This window comes from Acinetobacter sp. YH12200 (assembly GCF_013418175.1).
GTDB lineage: Bacteria > Pseudomonadota > Gammaproteobacteria > Pseudomonadales > Moraxellaceae > Acinetobacter > Acinetobacter pseudolwoffii.
On record NZ_VPCO01000003.1, the window covers coordinates 67,035 to 84,963 of the forward strand.

A 17,929-nucleotide genomic window follows, 5' to 3' on the forward strand; every position below is an offset into this window, starting at 1 on the left:
GGATGAGGGTTAAATTAATCTTTGAAATAAGCAAATACAGTTTCTAGCTATCTGAGAAACTATATTTTTCAATCTTATAACTAACTCTTATTATTCAAAACTTGCCGTTCGCTTGAATTGCAGAATTTCTCGTTCTGCCATATTATATTCACGCTGAACTTGCCCCAACTTATTGCTAGCTTCGTTATATTTTTCACGATAATACTTTCGTGATTCTTCCTTAAGATCAGAGTTATACATATTAGATTTTGCTGTCGCAATTGTATCTTCAATCGATTTTAAATTTTTATTCGCCACATAAAACTTATTCGCCACATTGTAATAAGGTCGTAAGTTATTTTGCATTTCCATTGGGCAACTCTGATATGTTCCTCTACCTTGTAATGCGTAATCAAAAATAGTTTGTGGATTGCAATAATTTTTTAGACCTTTTTTATAACCAGTGGTATAGGCTTCTGTGTCTAAAATAGCGTTGTGTTTCATACATGCTTGAGTACGCTTTTGCATGAATGAACCATTACCGTTATAACCATCATTCTGACCAATTAAACCCCAATTGGCAGATAAACACTCATTTTTAGACATAATTGCACAACCATTCAGCATAACAATACTGCCTAACAGCAACATTTTTAATTTCATGAAGTTCTCAAAATATTGGCTACAGTAAAAATCCCAATATGTATCAATACATATTGGGATTTCTAAGAGATTTTAGACTAATGTGATCGTACGAGTATTGTTTGCGACTTTTTTACCATTCACGAGTAATTCAGTATCAAGTAAGTATTGTCCTTTTGATACACTCGAAGGAAACTTCCAACTGAATGAATTTTCAAAATCGCCAGAACTATAGCCTTGGGCTGTTGAAACCTGAACATCTTTCACCAATTCACGTATCACTTTTCCATTTGCATCTTTTAGAACTAATTTTTCTTGGACACGCTGAAGAGGATCAGCAACACCTTCTACAACAGTCAAATCTGATTTTACTGTAATATTTTGGTTCGCTGCCACAGTTTGATTAGGTAAAATAACAGTAGAATACTGTTGAACCCTTGTTGTTTGAGGCAATTTCCCTTTATTGGCTTTCTTATATGCCGTTTCAACTTCAGCAGCTGATTTTTTCTGAATGGTGTGGGCATTAATCATTAAGCATCCTGCTGCAAAAACCGCACCGCCAATAGCAGCACCTGTTGCAGCATAACTACTATCACCCACAGATGCCCCAATTGCTGCACCAAGTAGTGCGCCTACTGCTGTAGACATTCCCGTATTACATCCCCCATTGGCTGACGTTGCCAATCCCCCTGTACTCGCACAACCTGAAATAACTAAAGCTGAGCTCAACATAGCAACAGATATTGTCTTTTTCATTAAATTTCCCTCTTAAAGTATAAAATGATTATTGAATTACCATATCGTCAAAGGCTGCTGATTCACCTGCTTCAGCCTGACGTAAAATACGTTTTGCTTGACCATTACTCGGAGAAGCAGACAATACTTCTCGAGCCAAAGATTTAGCCAAACCGTAGTTATTTGCATTTAATGCACGCTCTGCACGACTGAGCTGAGAATCAAAACGTGCTTCATTCTGACGACGTGCTGCTTCTGCTGCTAGTTTACGTGCAGCCTCTTCAGCTTTCTGACGTTCTATTTGAGCCTGTTCTGCCTGGCGTTGTGCATCTGCACGCTCACGCTCTGCTTGTGCTAAACGCTGTGCTTGCTCAACTTCTTGATGCATATTTTGCTGTGGAAAATTTTCAACTTCATTTTGTATAGTTTCACTTTCTATAGATGCTTCCAGCTCTTCTTCTTGTTGAAGATTAAATTCTTCAATCATCGATTCGATCTGTGGCAACAGCTCTAGGCCACCTACAAGTTCCGCATCAAGTTCTAATGCAGCAAGCAATGTCTGATGTGCTAACTCCAAGTTTCCAGCTTGCAAATACTCTTTTGCTAAAGTGAGTTTCTCTTTTGCAGAGGTGGCTTGCGCTTCTGCAGATACAACCAACTGCACAAAACTTGCATTAATTTTACATTCTGCCTGGTTGAGTTTGATGATACTCAATGCACGTGTCGGCATTTTTTCACTCAAAAAGCTACTAATTTCTGCATTTACATTTTCACAAGGATCAACCTGTGCCTCTTCGTCTATAGACACTTCTTCTTGTATATTTTCTTTACCACTAAACAAGAAAAAGATCACCATCAAAAGTACGATAAAGGCAATCGCAATATATTTAAAACTCGAGGTTTTTTGCTGTGGTGAATCTAACAGTGTAGGTTGACTGGTTGATGGTAGTTGTGGAGGGGTTACGATTGGAGCCGCAGGCTGTATCGGTTCAAGAGGCTCATCTGGTTCAGCATCTAAGACTGACAGATCACTTTGAAACTTGAGTTGATATTGTTCCAAACTTAAATATTCATTTGGAATATTTGCTAGATGCTTTAAACGTACAAAAATTCCTTCATTTTTTTTAAAGGCGTAACGATCATAAGTTCGCATGTTTTCAAGGGTCGAACCAACAATGATGACACCCACTAGCTCTTTATTGCCCTGCTTTGTGATGTGTTTAACTACAACCGATGAGTTTGATTTTTCTTCGATTTGAGCTTCATTTTGGCTTTGACTTCCAATTGAATCTTGATTTTCACTCAATGACTCTCTTGGAATGATTGGTATTTCCTTTGACTCTACAGGCGGAGTTTGGAGTTGAACGTCATGCAAAGTACCACAAAAAGGACAATATTTTACCTTGAGCTGTAGCTTCTGCTGACATTCAATACAAACCATCTCTTCGTTCTGCTTAGCCATGTTATTTAACCTATTACTTCTTTTTTGTGTTGAGCGTTGGCAGTATTGCCCTTTTTCAAGGACAATACTGCATGAGCAATTATTGTAAAATTGGCGGGATACTAGGAATTGGTGGCGGCACAGGTATTGCAAGCTCAGGGCATTGGGCAATTGCGATCCAATTAGCTAAACCTTCACGCCATACCATCGTTGCAGAGTTAATCTGTTGCTGCTGCAACATTTCAACTACTTTTGAATGAGGGTATGGTCCAAAGTTTTGCCCATTGATCGCAATATGATATTGATACTGGGGTTGCTGCAAAATTGGGGGTGGCATTGCGCCTGGAGTAGGTGGAGGTGTCATACCAGGCATCGCAAATGTCGCTATTGGTACTACATCTGCCATGCTATTTTTCACAAGAAGTTGTTCATGTATTTGTAGGATACTTGGTGACATATTCATCACCCACTTCAGGCGTCGACCTTTATTTGGTTCGCGAATTTCATCCTGATATGCATCTTCATCTGAATCTTTGAGTACTTCAGCCCATTTTTCCATTTCTTCGCGATATTCAGTTAATTCATATGCACGCTCGATCAATTCTTGAGGAATTTCCTTACGCTCAGCTAATTCGATCAGCTCTTTCTTTAATTCTTTTGCAATAGCACATGCAAAACCGACATGTTCAACTTGCGCACCCGTTTCATTTTGAACAAGACGAGGGGTATAAATCTCTCGTTCATAATGATCAACTAATGCAATTAGCATTGTTAAATTTGCATCACTGAGTGATTTAAATTTCTGCTGCACTTGATCATAAATGTTATCACGGTAAGTCTGAGGTAAACCATTTAAACGGAAACCACGTTCATTGCCTAAGCGACGCACATCGCCACGTGCGACCGCAAATTCATACTGCCCACTTGGAATCAAGCCTGGAACGTCACAACGCTTTAAAACACCCAACATCACTGCTTTTAAGTAGCATTTAAAATCATCAGCCAAGCTGTTTAATTCATCAGGTGTTGGTGCATATGGATGCTTGAATCGTGTTGAGTCAATATGCGTATGTAGTGGTGTTCTTTCACTTTCTTTACGGTAACTAGTACGCCAAGTCTCAATACCCCGTAAAATCGTAAGAGGAATACCTGATAGCTCGACATAGCAGACTGCTCGACCAGGTTCTCCGGTTTCGACAATCGACAATGCTTGAGCATTTAAGCCTAAACCACTTGGAATACATCCCGTCAGTTCATGTTTGTACTTTTTGCTAAATTGATCTGCACCATTCACACCGATAAAACATTTGAAACGGTCTGGTGGTGGGGTGAAATCACCGCCCATTTTGGCATCAACCCAAGGCATGGCACGCTGTAACCACTCAGTAAATACATTCTGACGTTCAACTACACTCATATTTTCAAGTGCTTTATACAATGCATCTTCTTCTTGATCATTTTGTTCAAAAATAACTAGACGACGCTCTGCCATGCGAATAATTTTAAGCAATAATGGTGTTTGCTGATCCGGGTCAACAAGAATTTTAAATAGCTCTTTTGAACCACCAAAATCCTTAAATGCTTCAGCCGCCCATTCACACATTAAACGAGGATCTATTTCACGCTCTTTTACATCGTCAGTTTCAATAATTTGTAAAGTTGCATGCTTGGTACGAATTTGTTGATGAATCACTTCGCGATCGTGATCAAGACGTTTCATCATATCTATGACAGACTCTTGACCACTTTGCAGGTCACCCATCACACCATTCCAAATTGTTTTTCCACTTTCATCCACACCCAAACTGTTACCTAACCAGTTTGAAATATCTTGCATCAGTTCAATGGCTTCTAAAGCTGCTTTTGCACGCAGGTGGAAAGAAAGAATATTTGCGATATCTTTACGCAGGTTATCCAACACTGCACGAGCTTGCTCTTCTTTATTCCCACCACCAAATATAGCTAAAAGCCCTTTACCCTTTGTTTCTTCTAAATCTTTCAGTTGCTTTTCATATTCATAAGTCAATAAGGCATCTTTAATCGCAGTATAACGATTGGCTGAATTTTTGAGCTGTAATGTAATACCTGAGTTAGCATTTTCAATACGGTCTTTAATTTGTTCGACTAGCGAAATCACATATTCGAAACCACCTTGTTCGTGATTATCTAAATATAAATATAAACGGCTTTCAATATCTTTTTTGAGACTTTCAAATAATGCTTTTCGACGTCGCATGACACGATCTTCAGCTGTATCTGCCATAGCATCTGTATTACGAATGACATCACGCATTAAGCTTTGCATTGTTTTGCGGACTTCATTTGCCCACTGTTCACGATCAATAATACTGATTTCACTAATACGCTGACTAACACGCTGACGTGTTTCTTCTGCGATATCTACTTCGACACCGTTCTGACCTGAGCGTAATAAAATATCTACAATTTCTAAATCCATAAATTCGGTATTTAACTCACGAATTTCTGGATTTTTTAATGTCGCAGCTGAAAACTCAGGAAGGTTATTAAATGGCACCAAATTGAGATTCATATTTTCGGCCATGAATGCATCACGCTTTTTTTCACTCGCCCGGTTAGCAGCAGGATTTGCGCTTGCTACACCAAAGAAGGCTTTAAGCATGTCCGCTGCCAAACTGTACGCATATTCATCATAGCGAGCACGACCAAGTGTGTCCAAAGTCGATTGACCAAATGCTGAATATGCACATGAATAATTCAATTTCATGTCACCAAAACGCCCTGTTGGTACAGGTGGTGCAAACATATGAATTTTATGTTGACGTTGATTTACTGCAACCGAACGTTTACGGTTGGCAAAGTCAGCAGAACGAAAATCCTCGAACAAAGTATCCGCAATCATTGAATACACGTCATTCATATTGTCCGTATGCTGGCGTGCGAGGTTACCGGAATCAATTAAATGAACTTCATCATACGGCTTCGATGCAAGCTGTGGACGATCATAATCATCCCATTTTTCAACATACTTTGAATGCCCAACCATTGCAGATTCAACTTCCATCAACGCTGCATAAGCATTGGCCTCAGTACGTGCTTTATTGGCACTTGAATAACCCGTCGGTAAGAACAACATCAACTCTACATCAGCAGCTTCAACTTCGTTGCTTGCTACCCATTTAGATAACCACCCCATATCCAAAAATGAACCTGATCCTGTACCACCCGCCACAGAACCCAAAACCACGATACGGAATTTACTTGTATCCAGCTGTAGATTTAATTTTCTCAGCATGTCATCGCGTGATAAACCTGCTTTTAATGTATTTAATTTTGAGCGAATTTTGTCACGTGTTTTTGGATATTTATCAAAGAAATATAAACGTGATACAGATCGAATCTGTCCCGCACCTTTTGCAGGATCAATGCCTAATTCACGAATTTTTCTCGGTGTTAACGGTAACCAATTTTGAATATGAGGATAACGACTCAGTGATGCATCATCACGGCTATATTTCTCAATATCAAAAGACTCTACAATTTTTTCATCATCCGTAAACTTGACTAAGTTATATTGCAAATCTTCAGTTTGTGCACGGCCACTATCAATAATTGCACCCTGATCTAAGTCAAAATGCATAAATTGTGCAATTGGAAACTGTGATAAGTTTTCTAAGCGAACATTATCACTGCCCCAACTTGCATTTAGAATACGACGACGTACACGCATCATCACTTCCATACCTGTACCACCGACACCAATATAAAGTGTTGGGCGGAGTTTTACGGTCTGCTCTGCTGCTTTGGCTGCAGTGCCTGTGTTGACATTTTGCGTTTCCGTCATTTTCTTCCCCTATTTTTGCTTATTTTTTAATTACTTAACTTATATTCAGTGCTTAAGCACGGCTTGATGTGAATGCCAGGACAGCACTTAGCAATGCAACAACACCTAATGGCCCCAAAATAAGCAGAGATAAGAATTTCACTGGATTGACTGCTGCCAAGACTGCACCAATGGCAACTGCAGCAAGGAAAATAAATAACCACCAACCTGCCATACTTGCTTTGCTCGGAGAAATACGTTTTTTTACCAAACTATTGCTGAAACCACGTTTTGCAAAAAAGAAAGCGATGAGAAGAACAACGATAATTCCTCCAGCAATCATGAGATCGCGAGAACCAGTTTCTTCTTGAACTGTTGGAACATTCACTGCTTGAACAGTTTGCGCTACTGTAGCTGTTTCAGTTTGAGCTTGTTCATCTGCTGTTGGTAAAACAAAACCGTTATTTGTATTTGACTCTGACATATATCCCCCTGGATGTTTATTAAACTTACTATTTAACGAAGTATTACACTAAATTTTTTATCTATAACTTGAACAGATGCGTCTGAAATACCACGTTTCACAATCGCAATTTCTTCCCCTGAATCACCATAAACACTCATCTTGGAAAATGGTTTTAATTGGATGGTTTGTTTTTTCAAGCCATTAACCCAAACATCGTATTTTTTACGTTTTGAACTCAATGCCAAAGCCAAAATGCCGAATACAAGTGCCAATAAAACCCCTGCAATCATGACTACAACTGGCCATAATGGATATTGCAAACGGAATTGCACAGGAATTGTGGCTGTGGAAGACTGAATACTTTGTGGTGCAACAAAGACATCCGATAAGGGGTCACCAGGAAATAAATTTTGCAAATTCTGTTTAAAATCTTCAGATAAGCTCAGCTTCTGCTCATACAGAGTCACGTCAATATTGGCAGGAATCGTAACTGCCTTACCCATTGCCTTAAACACTTCCCAAGACCATGGAGACACAATTAAATGCGAAGGAATTGGCACTTGAAATTCTAGCTTCGTGTTGTCTTTGGTCATCAAACGAATATCTGATTCAGAAATCTGAATCGGTGCTTGCATACCATTGGCCAATCTCAACTTTGCTTCAACGCGTGTTGCAGCAATGTTGTAAGGATAAAATTTGTTTTTTAGATCTGCTGTTAGCTTCAGTTCAGGAATAACATCTTTAGGTTCTAAATTAAAAACCAAGGTTTTTTGATCAGATGCTAAAGAAGCATGAATCGTAGACGAGTTTTTCACACCTGTTGGAATGAGTTGAACTGGTTCTTTGTCTAAAGGTTTTAACAATGCAGGTTGCTGGGTGAAAACCTTTTCCATTTGACCTGATTGAACCAAATGATTTAATTCAGTTTCAGCCTGATCACCATAAGCCAGGGCATAAACCATTAAGCCAGATGCATTAAAATGTTGTCCTTGCACAGGCATTTTTAATGGATATGCCATAACTTTGTTAATGGCAGGATCTAAATGTACCAGCTCATAGAATTCTTTATTGCGCTCAGCCGTAGCCGCATCATTATTTGGACTATTTTTATTGTTAGTAAAAATCCAAATAATGCCTGACTTTTTCGCAAATGGACCTGTAATCGTGGCAACGACAGCTTCTTTAAAATCGGTATCTGCATAGGCTTTATCAGATTTTTTCGCGATGCTCTGTTGGCTTAATTGCTGACTAATATTTTGTTTACCGGCGCCTTGATAAATCACCGTAGGTGATTTAGACACAGCATTGCTTTGGTTAAACATTGCTACCGCAATAGTGTCACTCGGTTGCGTGACGGTTTGAACCACAGCATTTACAAGTGGTTTTAATTGCGAGTTTTGATCTTGGTAAAAGGGTTCCATCCAACCAGAGTTTTGGACTAAAAATGCATGTTGTCCTGCACAAGTCAAAGATGATATAAGGCTAACTAAAGCCATTAATCCTATTTTCTTCATGCAGCAAGCTCCCAGCCTAAGATTTCAGTTAAGCTAGGGTTATAAAAATACAAAATGTTTTGATGAATAAAGAATCTTGACTGCAACGGCTTTTCAACTTGAACACGATGAAAATCTATGAGCCCATCATGCGTATCTATAAATAGCATAATATCCTGTTTAGACTCATCTGCAAGTTTCTGCTCAATACCTATATTTGTATCTGTATCAAAACTAAAACCTAAAATTAGTTGGTGCTTTTCATCCTCAATAAGTGGAACCGTAAAACGATGTGTTGGTTCAACACCAACTTTTTCTTTCCAAATATCTTTTACGTCAAGTTTGTCACCCAGGTAGAATTTTGAAAAGCCAGTGGTAAAACGAAATAAAGAAGGTTGTACATGTGGTTTTTCTGCATCGAGCTCGATATAACACCAAGGTCCTTTCTCAGCATTCTGACTTGTACAGAATTGGTAGAAATTACCTTTTCTATCATCATAAGGTGCGCCAAAACGAAAATCAGGCTTATATCCTGGTATCCACATCTCGTAAACGACCCTTAGCTCTTGATTATCAAGCCCCTCAAATTTTAAAATCAACTGGCCTGATTTACCAATCCAAATAATACGTCTATTGTCATACACTACTTTTTCAAAATAAATTTCTGATGCTGGATTATTTACTACTACTGATGTCTGCCGAGTAAGTACATCAACAACCTGCAGCTGATTATTGATCAACATTGGTTGTAATATTTTTTTATTCCAATATACAGGCATACCCAAACATGGATTATGTTCAGTCACATACTGCGTCTGATATCTCAACGATAACCCATCAATAATAACTCGTGCCAAACCAGCTTTAGTCGGAATATATAAATGAGGTGTTCCATCTGCACTCATAACACCTAAAAGGTGTAAATATTCTTCTATTGGTTCTGGGCAGCGCTCTAAACGCGGACCTTGATTACTTAAATCTAGCCATTCATTATTATATTGGCTCCAAATTGATAGACTTCCATTTACTTTATTCAATGCTATTAGCTGAGGAATATCTGTACCTGTTTTAATAGACACAAATTCAAAAATTCCTCTTGGCGGCATTTTAATTTTCAGTAGCGCATCATTACTGACATCAGGTTTACGTTCTAATTCTTTGAGTTGGCTACTCAATTGCAAGCCGTGATTATCCACATATTGACGACCATCATCATAATGTAAACTTTGCCCATAAGGTGCAAGCCAATATGAATCTGAATTGATTTTTGCTTTTTCTAGACGCTTACCCGTTTCAGGATCATACAAAAATTCAGAAGGATACATTTTCGCACCCAAACTTGGCAAATTAAGTAATTGCTTAACAAAGTGAGGATTCACATGATCTGCAATTCTTAAATTCGGCGTATTTTTTAAGGTATAACCGACTTTGTCATCTTGAACCCAAGTTCCGGATGCTAAATTCCACACTACTTTATCCTGATTATGAATCAAGACACACCCCATATTTTGAGTTTCTTTTGCAACATTCTAGACAGTTTTTTTTACTTTCAAACTATTTATTTGATTTTTTTTTAATAAAATTAGATAGTTAATATAACCTTAACAATGGACAAATATTATTTAACAAAAACTAACAAATTGTTTCATGTTTTATTTGAATTTTCCCATATAACGATTTAGTCAAAATAATCATCATTACATGAATCATGTTTAAGCCAATGACTCCATAATTTGAATTGCTGAATGATTTCGGTGGCTCAATTTATATGCACATAGTGAGATATAGATCTCACATAAAAAACCATTAATATTAGGGGCTTTAATTTTTACTAAATTGTATTGCCCCTATAACAGGTTTAATAAGGTTTCTATTTTATTGCGTTGTTTTAAATGAGATTCATTTGATACGGATAATTGAACAAGCCCCATGTTCTTTCCATGATAAGGTAATTAGATCAATACCTTCATCTTTAATCTGCTTTTTAAGTTTTGGCTGATGTCGGGCCACAAGCCTTTTTAAATTGGATAATGCTCTGATCTGCAATTTCTTCTAAATGGCTGGCATACCATTGCATCATATTTGTCCTGTCCTGCAGGTACTGGCGTTTGCCAAAAACAGGAAATACATGTTTTTCCAATGCACTTTTATTTCTGGTCATCGTGTCCTGCACCCAAGTATTCGCTTTGGTGTCTAACCATTCACGGGCCAGAACTTCAAAGGTGGCATTGTGCTGTTCTAGTTCTTGCCGTTTACGTTCTTGCTTGGTGATGATTGGATTATCGCCGTGTGAAATATCCTTAATGATTTCTCTGGCCTTTTTACGTGCGCCAGCTCCCGACAATTCAGGATAAGTACCGATGCCAAGCCGCGACCATTTGCCATTTGCCTTCTTGTATCTGAATAACCACGCTTTTTTACTATCAGGCTTTACACGGGAATATAAGCCTTCGCCGTCCAGCTCCCGATACTCTTTTGATTCAGGTTCCAGATTAGCTAATATGGTATCTGATAGCGGCCACTTTTTAATATCGGATCTTTTCATTTTTGTATCACTGCGGTTTCAATAATTATTGAATGACACAAAGTGTGATACATGATAAGCAATGCTGTAGATATTTATAATTCGTTATAAGTACCCGTAAAAAAGCCCTGAATCCTTTATAGATCTGGGCTTTCCAATTCATAAGTCATTATATAACGTCATGTGAATTTATAAATTTGGTGGAGGTGGCGTCAATTGAACTCAAAACCTAACTCATTCATTTTAAAGCTCTTTTATTGAATAAAAAAATTCATTGACCCAATTTTGACCCAAATTAGATTTAGTGCATTGAATCACTTTAAAATCTTGTTCAAATCCGAATTCAGGATTTGAAGTGGCGTACGGCATTATAGCAGCAAATTACACCTAGAAATAAATGCAATGTTATAACATTTCAATTAGCTCATTATGATATTAATAATCACATCAACTTCAGTACAGTTCAATTTTTTAATTTGTACTTTTGCTTAGGACTCTTAGGCTTATCAGGAAGGGTACGTTCAATCACACCTGCTTCTAATGCTGGAGTTAAATAATTTTTTTGGAATGTGGCTCGATGGGACAAGTCCAATAGAGCCATAAGCTCAGTTAAGCTATATTCTTTCTGCTCCATATTCTGGATGAGACGTTTAACTTGATCGCTAACTTGTACGCTAGCTTGAGCGATATCTTGATCGCTGGCATCAGAACTAAGTATTGCATCTAGAATCATCTGCAAAATAAACTCAATAAAAGGTGCAGAATCTGAACGATCTGTGCTCGCTTGCAATGCATCGTAATAAGCTTTTTGGTTTTGATAAATCAAGCTTTCTACAGGGATGTTGAGAAAAATACGATTCCACTGGCTTAAGATTAAAGTTTGCCATAAACGCCCCATCCGCCCATTGCCATCAGCAAATGGATGTATAAACTCAAATTCATAATGAAATACTGAACTCTGAATTAATGGGTGCTCATTACCTTCAGCTAACCAGTGCAATAATTCTCCCATTAAACGCTGGACTTGATTTGCAGGCGGAGCCATATGCACGACTCGATCCCCTGACATCACACCAACACCGCCATGACGATACTGTCCAATTTCATCAATCAGTCCTGTCATCAATATTTGATGTGCTTTCAGCAAATGCGATTCTTGATCAGGATTCCAATCTTGAATTTCTTCATATGCCTTTAGGGCATTACGTACCTCTTGAACTTCTTTAGGTGGAGCGGTGACAGGCTTACCATTAAGGATCGCTGTGATTTGCTCTGTACTCAAGGTATTTCCTTCTATCGCTAAAGACCCTTGAATCGTTCGAATACGATTGGCTTTTCGCAATTTAAGCCTATCTTGGATTTGAGTTAATGCAGTCAAACGCCCTATTGATTCACTAATTTGTGCAATCAAGTGAATAATTTTAGAGGTGATCGTATAAGGCGGTTGATATTTCATTTGATCCCTAAACAGCGTATAAAGTTTTGTTTAATTAAACTCTAAAAGTACGAGTTTTCAAAGTTATGAATACAGCGAGATTTTATATTTGTTTACTCTCATAGATGATCTTAAACATAGACTAGATCAGTGCAGACCTTTGTCAGACTTTACATCAAGTAATATTGAAGAGGATCTTTTTCTTCGATTGATCTACAACTCGAATGCCATCTCAGGCAATAAGCTCAGTCTACTTGAAACTAAAGTTGTTTTAGAAGGAATCGCTATAGGGGGTAAAACTCTAGAAGATCATTTACAGGTCATCAATCAAAGAAAAGCTATTAATTACATTCAAAGCATCATTCGTAAAAAAGAAAACTTTTCAACAGAACAAATTTTTAACATTCATCTCATCATTTCAAATAATGTCAACATTCTACATTCGGACAGTACGCTGCCCAACTATACATCTTTAATTAAAAAAATAGCTCCACTATTGGATTGGTACAATACAGAAGCACATAAGCTTCACCCTGTTGAACGTGCTGCTAAAGTACATGTGGATTTTGTAGGCATTTATCCGTTTATTGATGCCAATGGACGTACATCGCGTCTCTTGATGAACCTTGAGTTGCTCAAAGCTGGATACCCTCCTTGCATTATTACAGTCGAAAATCGCTTAGCTTACTATGAAGCATTGGATCAATGGATGGCTTCTGGAAAGACCGAAGCATTTATTGAACTTGTTGCTGATGCTGTACTAGATGGATTTAAACCATATCAGGTTGTTTTAGGAATTTAAGTAGCTTGTACGGTAGCTTGTACGGTAGCTTGTACGGTAGCTTGTACGGTAGCTTGTACGGTAGCTTGTACGGTAGCTTGTACGGTAGCTTGTACGGTAGCTTGTACAAAATATCTAAAACCTTAGGTTTGAACAAATATTTATATCCAATAAAAAAGGGACTAGAATTTTTACAGCTATTTAATGTTCGGATTGTTCATTCACGATAGAATAAAATCCTTAAAACTTAAACTTTATTAGATGAAATCATGTCATTCCGATTTAAAAAAAGTATCAAAATTATTCCAGGTATTAAGCTAAATATTTCTAAAAATGGGCTTAACAGTGTAACCATTGGAAAACCAGGAGCATCTGTCAATATTTCAAAAAAAGGGAAACAGGCTACTGTTGGTATTCCTGGTACAGGTCTGTCATATTCACAGAAATTGCCTTCTCGCATAGATACACATTCAAAATCTCCTTCCATTCCCTCGTCAGCCGAACCGAACACTAAACAGACAATTAACCCAACAAAAATAATTATGATTAGCCTTCTTGTAATATTTGCTTTCTTAATAGGTGCTGTTTTTTTCTAATAATGAGTTAATGACTAGTCAAAATATACCGTTAACCATAAACTAATTCGAAACTTCATTTTCAAAATTAAGAATATGCATATTCAAAATCAGATAAGAGATTTTTTGACATCAACTACTTCAAAAGTATTAATTATTACTGGCAGTGCAGGAACTGGAAAAACTTCTCTAATTAAAGAAATTGTAACGTATTTAAATAGCCACCAATTAGACTATTACTTACTAGCGCCAACGGGTAGAGCAGCACACAATTTACAAAATCATGTTTTTGAAGAGACTGAAATAGCTCCGACCACTATTCATTCTTTTTTGTATAAAAAAGATGATGAATCACCTCAAGACATTCCTGAAATTTTAAAATTTTCAGTAGTAGAAGAAAAAGTAGAAGACAAGGCTGTAGTCATTATTGATGAGGCTTCCATGCTTTCACATGAAGCAACGAGTGAAAAAGACTTTCTCCAATTTGGTTCTGGAAATCTATTTAAGGATTTAACTGATCACTTAGATTTACTAAATTCAAATCGTAAACTAATCCTTGTCGGTGATCCATCCCAACTTCCACCTATTAATGTATCGAAAGCTGAAGTACTCAATATAGAGTATTTACAACAGTATTTTGAGACAAACAATATAGAGCATATACACTTAAACGAAGTGCATCGCCAACTTCGAGACAGTGCTATTTTAAAATCATCAACGGCATTAAGGGATAAATTAGAAAAAAAGGATTTTTTACAACTTCCTATTGATATAGATTATGATGAAATTCAGCATTTAAATATGGATGATGCTTTAGCGAAATATCTATGGGATTATGGCAATAACTCAATATTTTTATCTTATACCAATAAAGATGTTCATAACATTAATCTTAAATTTAGAGAACTTCTAAACTTAAAACCTAGAAAATTAGAAAAGAAAGAACGTCTTATTTTGATGAAAAACTCTTGGATCAATTCTCAATATTTTTATAATGGTGATTTTTTTATCATTGAAAATTTGGGAGTTATAGAAAGTTCTACAATCAATATTCCTCAAAAACAAGGAAGTCCTATTCCTATCACTTTAGAATTTCAGGATATTGAATTAAGAAAAGAAGATTCATTTGCTAGTATCAAATGTAAAGTTTTACATCACAAAATTTGGAATGAAGAAAACGAAACTTCTACTAAAGAGCTTCAAGCTTTAGTTATTCATTTCAAACAACGCCACCCTCATTTAAAACGTGGTACTCCTGAATATAAAAAAGCGATTCAAAATGATCCTTATATAAATGCCTTATATCTACGTTTTGGCTATGCTATGACTTGTCATAAAGCTCAAGGAGGTGAATGGGAAAATGTATATATTAATTTAGCTCGCCCTCAAAATGACTTAAAAACGTTAAATGGATTTAAATGGACCTATACAGCTTTAACACGGTCAAAAAAGTATGCTTATTTAATTAATTGCCCTGTTAATAATAAGGCCTTTGATCCTCAAAAACCTTTCGACACATTAATAGTTAAAATCCAAAGTCAATTAAATCAGAATGGCTTTCAATTGTTATCAACTAAACCTCTTGAATATGAACTTCAGCTATTTATCCATAAAGATAATATCAATACTAGTTTTAAAATCTATCGAAATGGCAAAATGAAAATTACTCGCCTCATGGCTATGCAACAGTCCATTCATTCCAAAGAATTAGAAGTTTTATTGAATACTTTTGTTGATACGTCTTTGGTGGAGAATTAAAAATGAACACTAGCTTTTTAGATGAACTTAATGAATCACAGCGCAAAGCCGTTGAAACCACTGAAGGGTATATTCGCTTAACTGCAGGAGCTGGTTCAGGTAAGACTCGCGCATTGGTTAGTCGCTATCTTTATCTAACTGACATTGATGGTATAAGCCCTGATAATATTTTATGTATTACTTTTACTCGTAAAGCTGCTGATGAGATGAAAAAACGCATTAGAGATATCAGTAATACCAATCTAGAAGGTGCTTTAATTAGTACATATCACGGTTTTTGCTATAAAGTTATTCGTGAAGATGCTCATCGCCTACACTTAAAAAAAGAATTTGAGATTATCGATGATAATAAATTAGAAAAAACCTTCAGAGATATTTACAAAGATTTAAATCTCACCATAAAAGATGGCGAACTAAAATCTTTACAAATGGCTCTTTTTCAATATAAATCAAATTTTCCTTATGTCACTAAAATGACAGGATTAAGTAATTATACTTATGCAGAAAACGTCTTAAACTTTAATCACCAATTAAGCAATTTATTATCCCAACCAAATTATCGATACCTAGCAGATGAAATCTCACGTTATTCTGATGTTTTAGGTCATTATTTAGCTCGACAAGTAGAATATGCAAACTATGACTTCTTTGATTTACTAGAGTTTACTTTATATTTGTTTGAAACTGATCCCTATGTATTAGATAAATGGCAAACTCGCCTTGAATACATCATGGTGGATGAATTTCAAGATAGTAGCCTTCGTGAAAAGACTTTAATTTCTTATTTGACAGGTAAACATCATAATCTTTTTGTCGTAGGTGATCCTGATCAGTCTATTTACTCGTTCAAGGGTGGAGACATTTCTGTTTTTTTAGATTTTAATAAAAACTTTCCTGATGTTATAGATTTGCAGCTCTATGAGAATTATCGATCAACTCAGCAAATTGTTGAAGTTTCAAATCAACTCATTTCAAAAAATGAGATACGTATAGATAAATCGAGCATTCCTAAACGTGGTAAAGGTGAAGATGTCACACATTTTCATTGCAAAAAAGATAAACAAGAAATGCAATTTATTGTTGATGAAATTAATAAAATCATTCAGGAAAAAACATATCAAGCAAAAGGTAAAAATACTCCATATTCATGGAAGAATATTGCTGTTATCGTCCGTTCACATCGTTCAAAAAAACCAATTGAAAGTGCTTTTGTTAAAGCTGGATTTCCCTATACCATTGCTGATGGTATAAAGTTCTATGCGAAAAAAGAAATTCAAACCGCTATTGCTTATATCAAAATGATAGAAAATGATTGCAATGAATCATTTTTAAAAAGTATTAAAGAACCCAAAAGACGTGTAGGAGAAATCTTATTAAAAAAAATTGAGCAGACTTCAGATCTAAAACTTTGTAGTTATTACGAAGCTCTTAAATACTTACAACAATCTAATGATCCTGATTTCAATAAAACTTCGGCCGGAGAATATATTGAAGTCATAGAACTCATGCGAAGTAAAAAAACATCAACAAAACTTTCGACCCTAATTCATAATGTATTAAGAGCATCAGGATATCTCAACTATTTGAGAGAAGGTACTAACGAGCAACGCATTATTAATGTAGAAGATTTAATTGATTCAGTTTTACAACTCGAAATTCGCAGGCAGCAAGATGTACCATTATCAGAATACATCGATATTCTTAATAAACATACTCGTGAAGCTGATGAAGATGAAGAAAAAGATGAAATCCAAATTATGACCATCCACTCTTCTAAAGGCCTAGAGTTTAAAGCTGTTTTTTTACCTCATTTTAATGATGGATCTTTACCAAACGCAAAATCTCTTTCAGATAGAGTCAAACTAGAGGAAGATCGTAGATTAGCTTATGTTGCTTTCACACGTGCTGAAGACTTATTGTACATCACTGAATCTGAAGGCCTTACTGAAAGAGGATCGAATAAAATCCCTTCACGTTTCTTGTTTGACTTTGATCGAAGTTTATTGAATGAACCCTCTCCTTTAACTCAAAAATTTATCGAATCTCTACTTAAAGATTTTGCACATTCATCAGGAGATACAACAGCTCAACATGAATTAAATATTGGGGATCAAGTCAAACATCATAAATTTGGTCTAGTAACAATTAAGGCAGTGACTGATGCAAATTATATTATCCAATTTGGTGATCCTCCTATTAAAGAAAGAACTATCAGTAAAAGCTATCAATTTTCTGCAGCTGACGTAACAGCAGTCAATTTCAGCTCAGAGAAAATCTCAACTAATAATCAGTTACATG

12 protein-coding genes and 2 pseudogenes are annotated in these 17,929 nt (G+C 36.4%); 4 read left to right on the top strand and 10 right to left on the bottom strand.

Annotated features, from left to right (window positions below; translation table 11 throughout):
* Window positions 1-90 precede the first annotated feature (90 nt).
* The 10 genes and pseudogenes from FTU90_RS03195 to FTU90_RS03235 form a co-directional block, all read right to left on the bottom strand.
* Window positions 91-642, bottom strand: coding sequence for a DUF2799 domain-containing protein (locus FTU90_RS03195; protein WP_005096126.1), 552 nt, complete (start codon window positions 640-642; stop codon window positions 91-93).
* Window positions 643-714: 72 nt separating this feature from the next.
* A complete protein-coding gene (locus FTU90_RS03200) occupies window positions 715-1,377 on the bottom strand; it encodes a hypothetical protein (RefSeq protein ID WP_005096125.1) in 663 nt (220 codons plus the stop codon).
* A gap of 28 nt (window positions 1,378-1,405) precedes the next feature.
* Window positions 1,406-2,818 carry a lipopolysaccharide assembly protein LapB gene (locus tag FTU90_RS03205; protein WP_159138449.1) on the bottom strand — a complete coding sequence of 471 codons (1,413 nt, stop codon included), beginning with the start codon at window positions 2,816-2,818 and terminating at the stop codon, window positions 1,406-1,408.
* Window positions 2,819-2,897: 79 nt separating this feature from the next.
* A complete protein-coding gene (locus FTU90_RS03210; protein WP_159138450.1) occupies window positions 2,898-6,620 on the bottom strand; it encodes a tubulin-like doman-containing protein in 3,723 nt (1,240 codons plus the stop codon).
* A 52-nt stretch (window positions 6,621-6,672) separates the two neighbouring features.
* A complete protein-coding gene (locus FTU90_RS03215) occupies window positions 6,673-7,083 on the bottom strand; it encodes a hypothetical protein (protein ID WP_005096118.1) in 411 nt (136 codons plus the stop codon).
* Between the two features lie 32 nt (window positions 7,084-7,115).
* Window positions 7,116-8,579: a hypothetical protein gene (locus FTU90_RS03220; protein WP_005096117.1), complete on the bottom strand. Its 1,464-nt coding sequence runs from the start codon at window positions 8,577-8,579 to the stop codon at window positions 7,116-7,118.
* On the bottom strand, window positions 8,576-10,027 hold the full coding sequence (locus FTU90_RS03225) for a hypothetical protein (RefSeq protein WP_228127733.1): 1,452 nt from the start codon (window positions 10,025-10,027) through the stop codon (window positions 8,576-8,578). The genes FTU90_RS03220 and FTU90_RS03225 overlap by 4 nt, the downstream gene beginning before the upstream one ends.
* 243 nt (window positions 10,028-10,270) lie before the next feature.
* A pseudogene (locus FTU90_RS16040) lies at window positions 10,271-10,550 on the bottom strand (IS982 family transposase); the annotation flags it as partial.
* A gap of 52 nt (window positions 10,551-10,602) precedes the next feature.
* A pseudogene (locus FTU90_RS03230) lies at window positions 10,603-11,103 on the bottom strand (tyrosine-type recombinase/integrase); the annotation flags it as partial.
* Between the two features lie 442 nt (window positions 11,104-11,545).
* Window positions 11,546-12,538, bottom strand: a complete 993-nt coding sequence (locus FTU90_RS03235) for a Fic family protein (protein ID WP_180071930.1) — start codon at window positions 12,536-12,538, stop codon at window positions 11,546-11,548.
* 88 nt (window positions 12,539-12,626) lie between these two features.
* Here FTU90_RS03235 and FTU90_RS03240 point away from each other — a divergent pair, with 88 nt between their 5' ends.
* The 4 genes from FTU90_RS03240 to FTU90_RS03255 form a co-directional block, all read left to right on the top strand.
* Window positions 12,627-13,319, top strand: a complete 693-nt coding sequence (locus FTU90_RS03240) for a Fic family protein (protein WP_180071931.1) — start codon at window positions 12,627-12,629, stop codon at window positions 13,317-13,319.
* Window positions 13,320-13,567: 248 nt separating this feature from the next.
* Complete coding sequence (locus FTU90_RS03245; protein ID WP_004730431.1) at window positions 13,568-13,894, top strand: DUF4236 domain-containing protein; 327 nt, start codon at window positions 13,568-13,570, stop codon at window positions 13,892-13,894.
* Window positions 13,895-13,969: 75 nt separating this feature from the next.
* The gene (locus FTU90_RS03250) at window positions 13,970-15,631 is read left to right on the top strand and encodes an ATP-dependent RecD-like DNA helicase (RefSeq protein ID WP_180071932.1); all 1,662 of its coding nucleotides are present in this window, start codon (window positions 13,970-13,972) and stop codon (window positions 15,629-15,631) included.
* 2 nt (window positions 15,632-15,633) lie between these two features.
* The coding region (locus FTU90_RS03255) for an ATP-dependent helicase (protein WP_180071933.1) at window positions 15,634-17,929 on the top strand (2,296 nt) is incomplete at its 3' end.

Bases quoted from the DNA above. Each gene is read 5' to 3' on its own strand.
- FTU90_RS03200 (WP_005096125.1), bottom strand. From the start codon at position 1,377: ATGAAAAAGACAATATCTGTTGCTATGTTGAGCTCAGCTTTAGTTATT.
- FTU90_RS03205 (WP_159138449.1), bottom strand. From the start codon at position 2,818: ATGGCTAAGCAGAACGAAGAGATGGTTTGTATTGAATGTCAGCAGAAG.
- FTU90_RS03235 (WP_180071930.1), bottom strand. From the start codon at position 12,538: ATGAAATATCAACCGCCTTATACGATCACCTCTAAAATTATTCACTTG.
- FTU90_RS03195 (WP_005096126.1), bottom strand. From the start codon at position 642: ATGAAATTAAAAATGTTGCTGTTAGGCAGTATTGTTATGCTGAATGGT.
- FTU90_RS03210 (WP_159138450.1), bottom strand. From the start codon at position 6,620: ATGACGGAAACGCAAAATGTCAACACAGGCACTGCAGCCAAAGCAGCA.
- FTU90_RS03245 (WP_004730431.1), top strand. From the start codon at position 13,568: ATGTCATTCCGATTTAAAAAAAGTATCAAAATTATTCCAGGTATTAAG.
- FTU90_RS03215 (WP_005096118.1), bottom strand. From the start codon at position 7,083: ATGTCAGAGTCAAATACAAATAACGGTTTTGTTTTACCAACAGCAGAT.
- FTU90_RS03220 (WP_005096117.1), bottom strand. From the start codon at position 8,579: ATGAAGAAAATAGGATTAATGGCTTTAGTTAGCCTTATATCATCTTTG.
- FTU90_RS03250 (WP_180071932.1), top strand. From the start codon at position 13,970: ATGCATATTCAAAATCAGATAAGAGATTTTTTGACATCAACTACTTCA.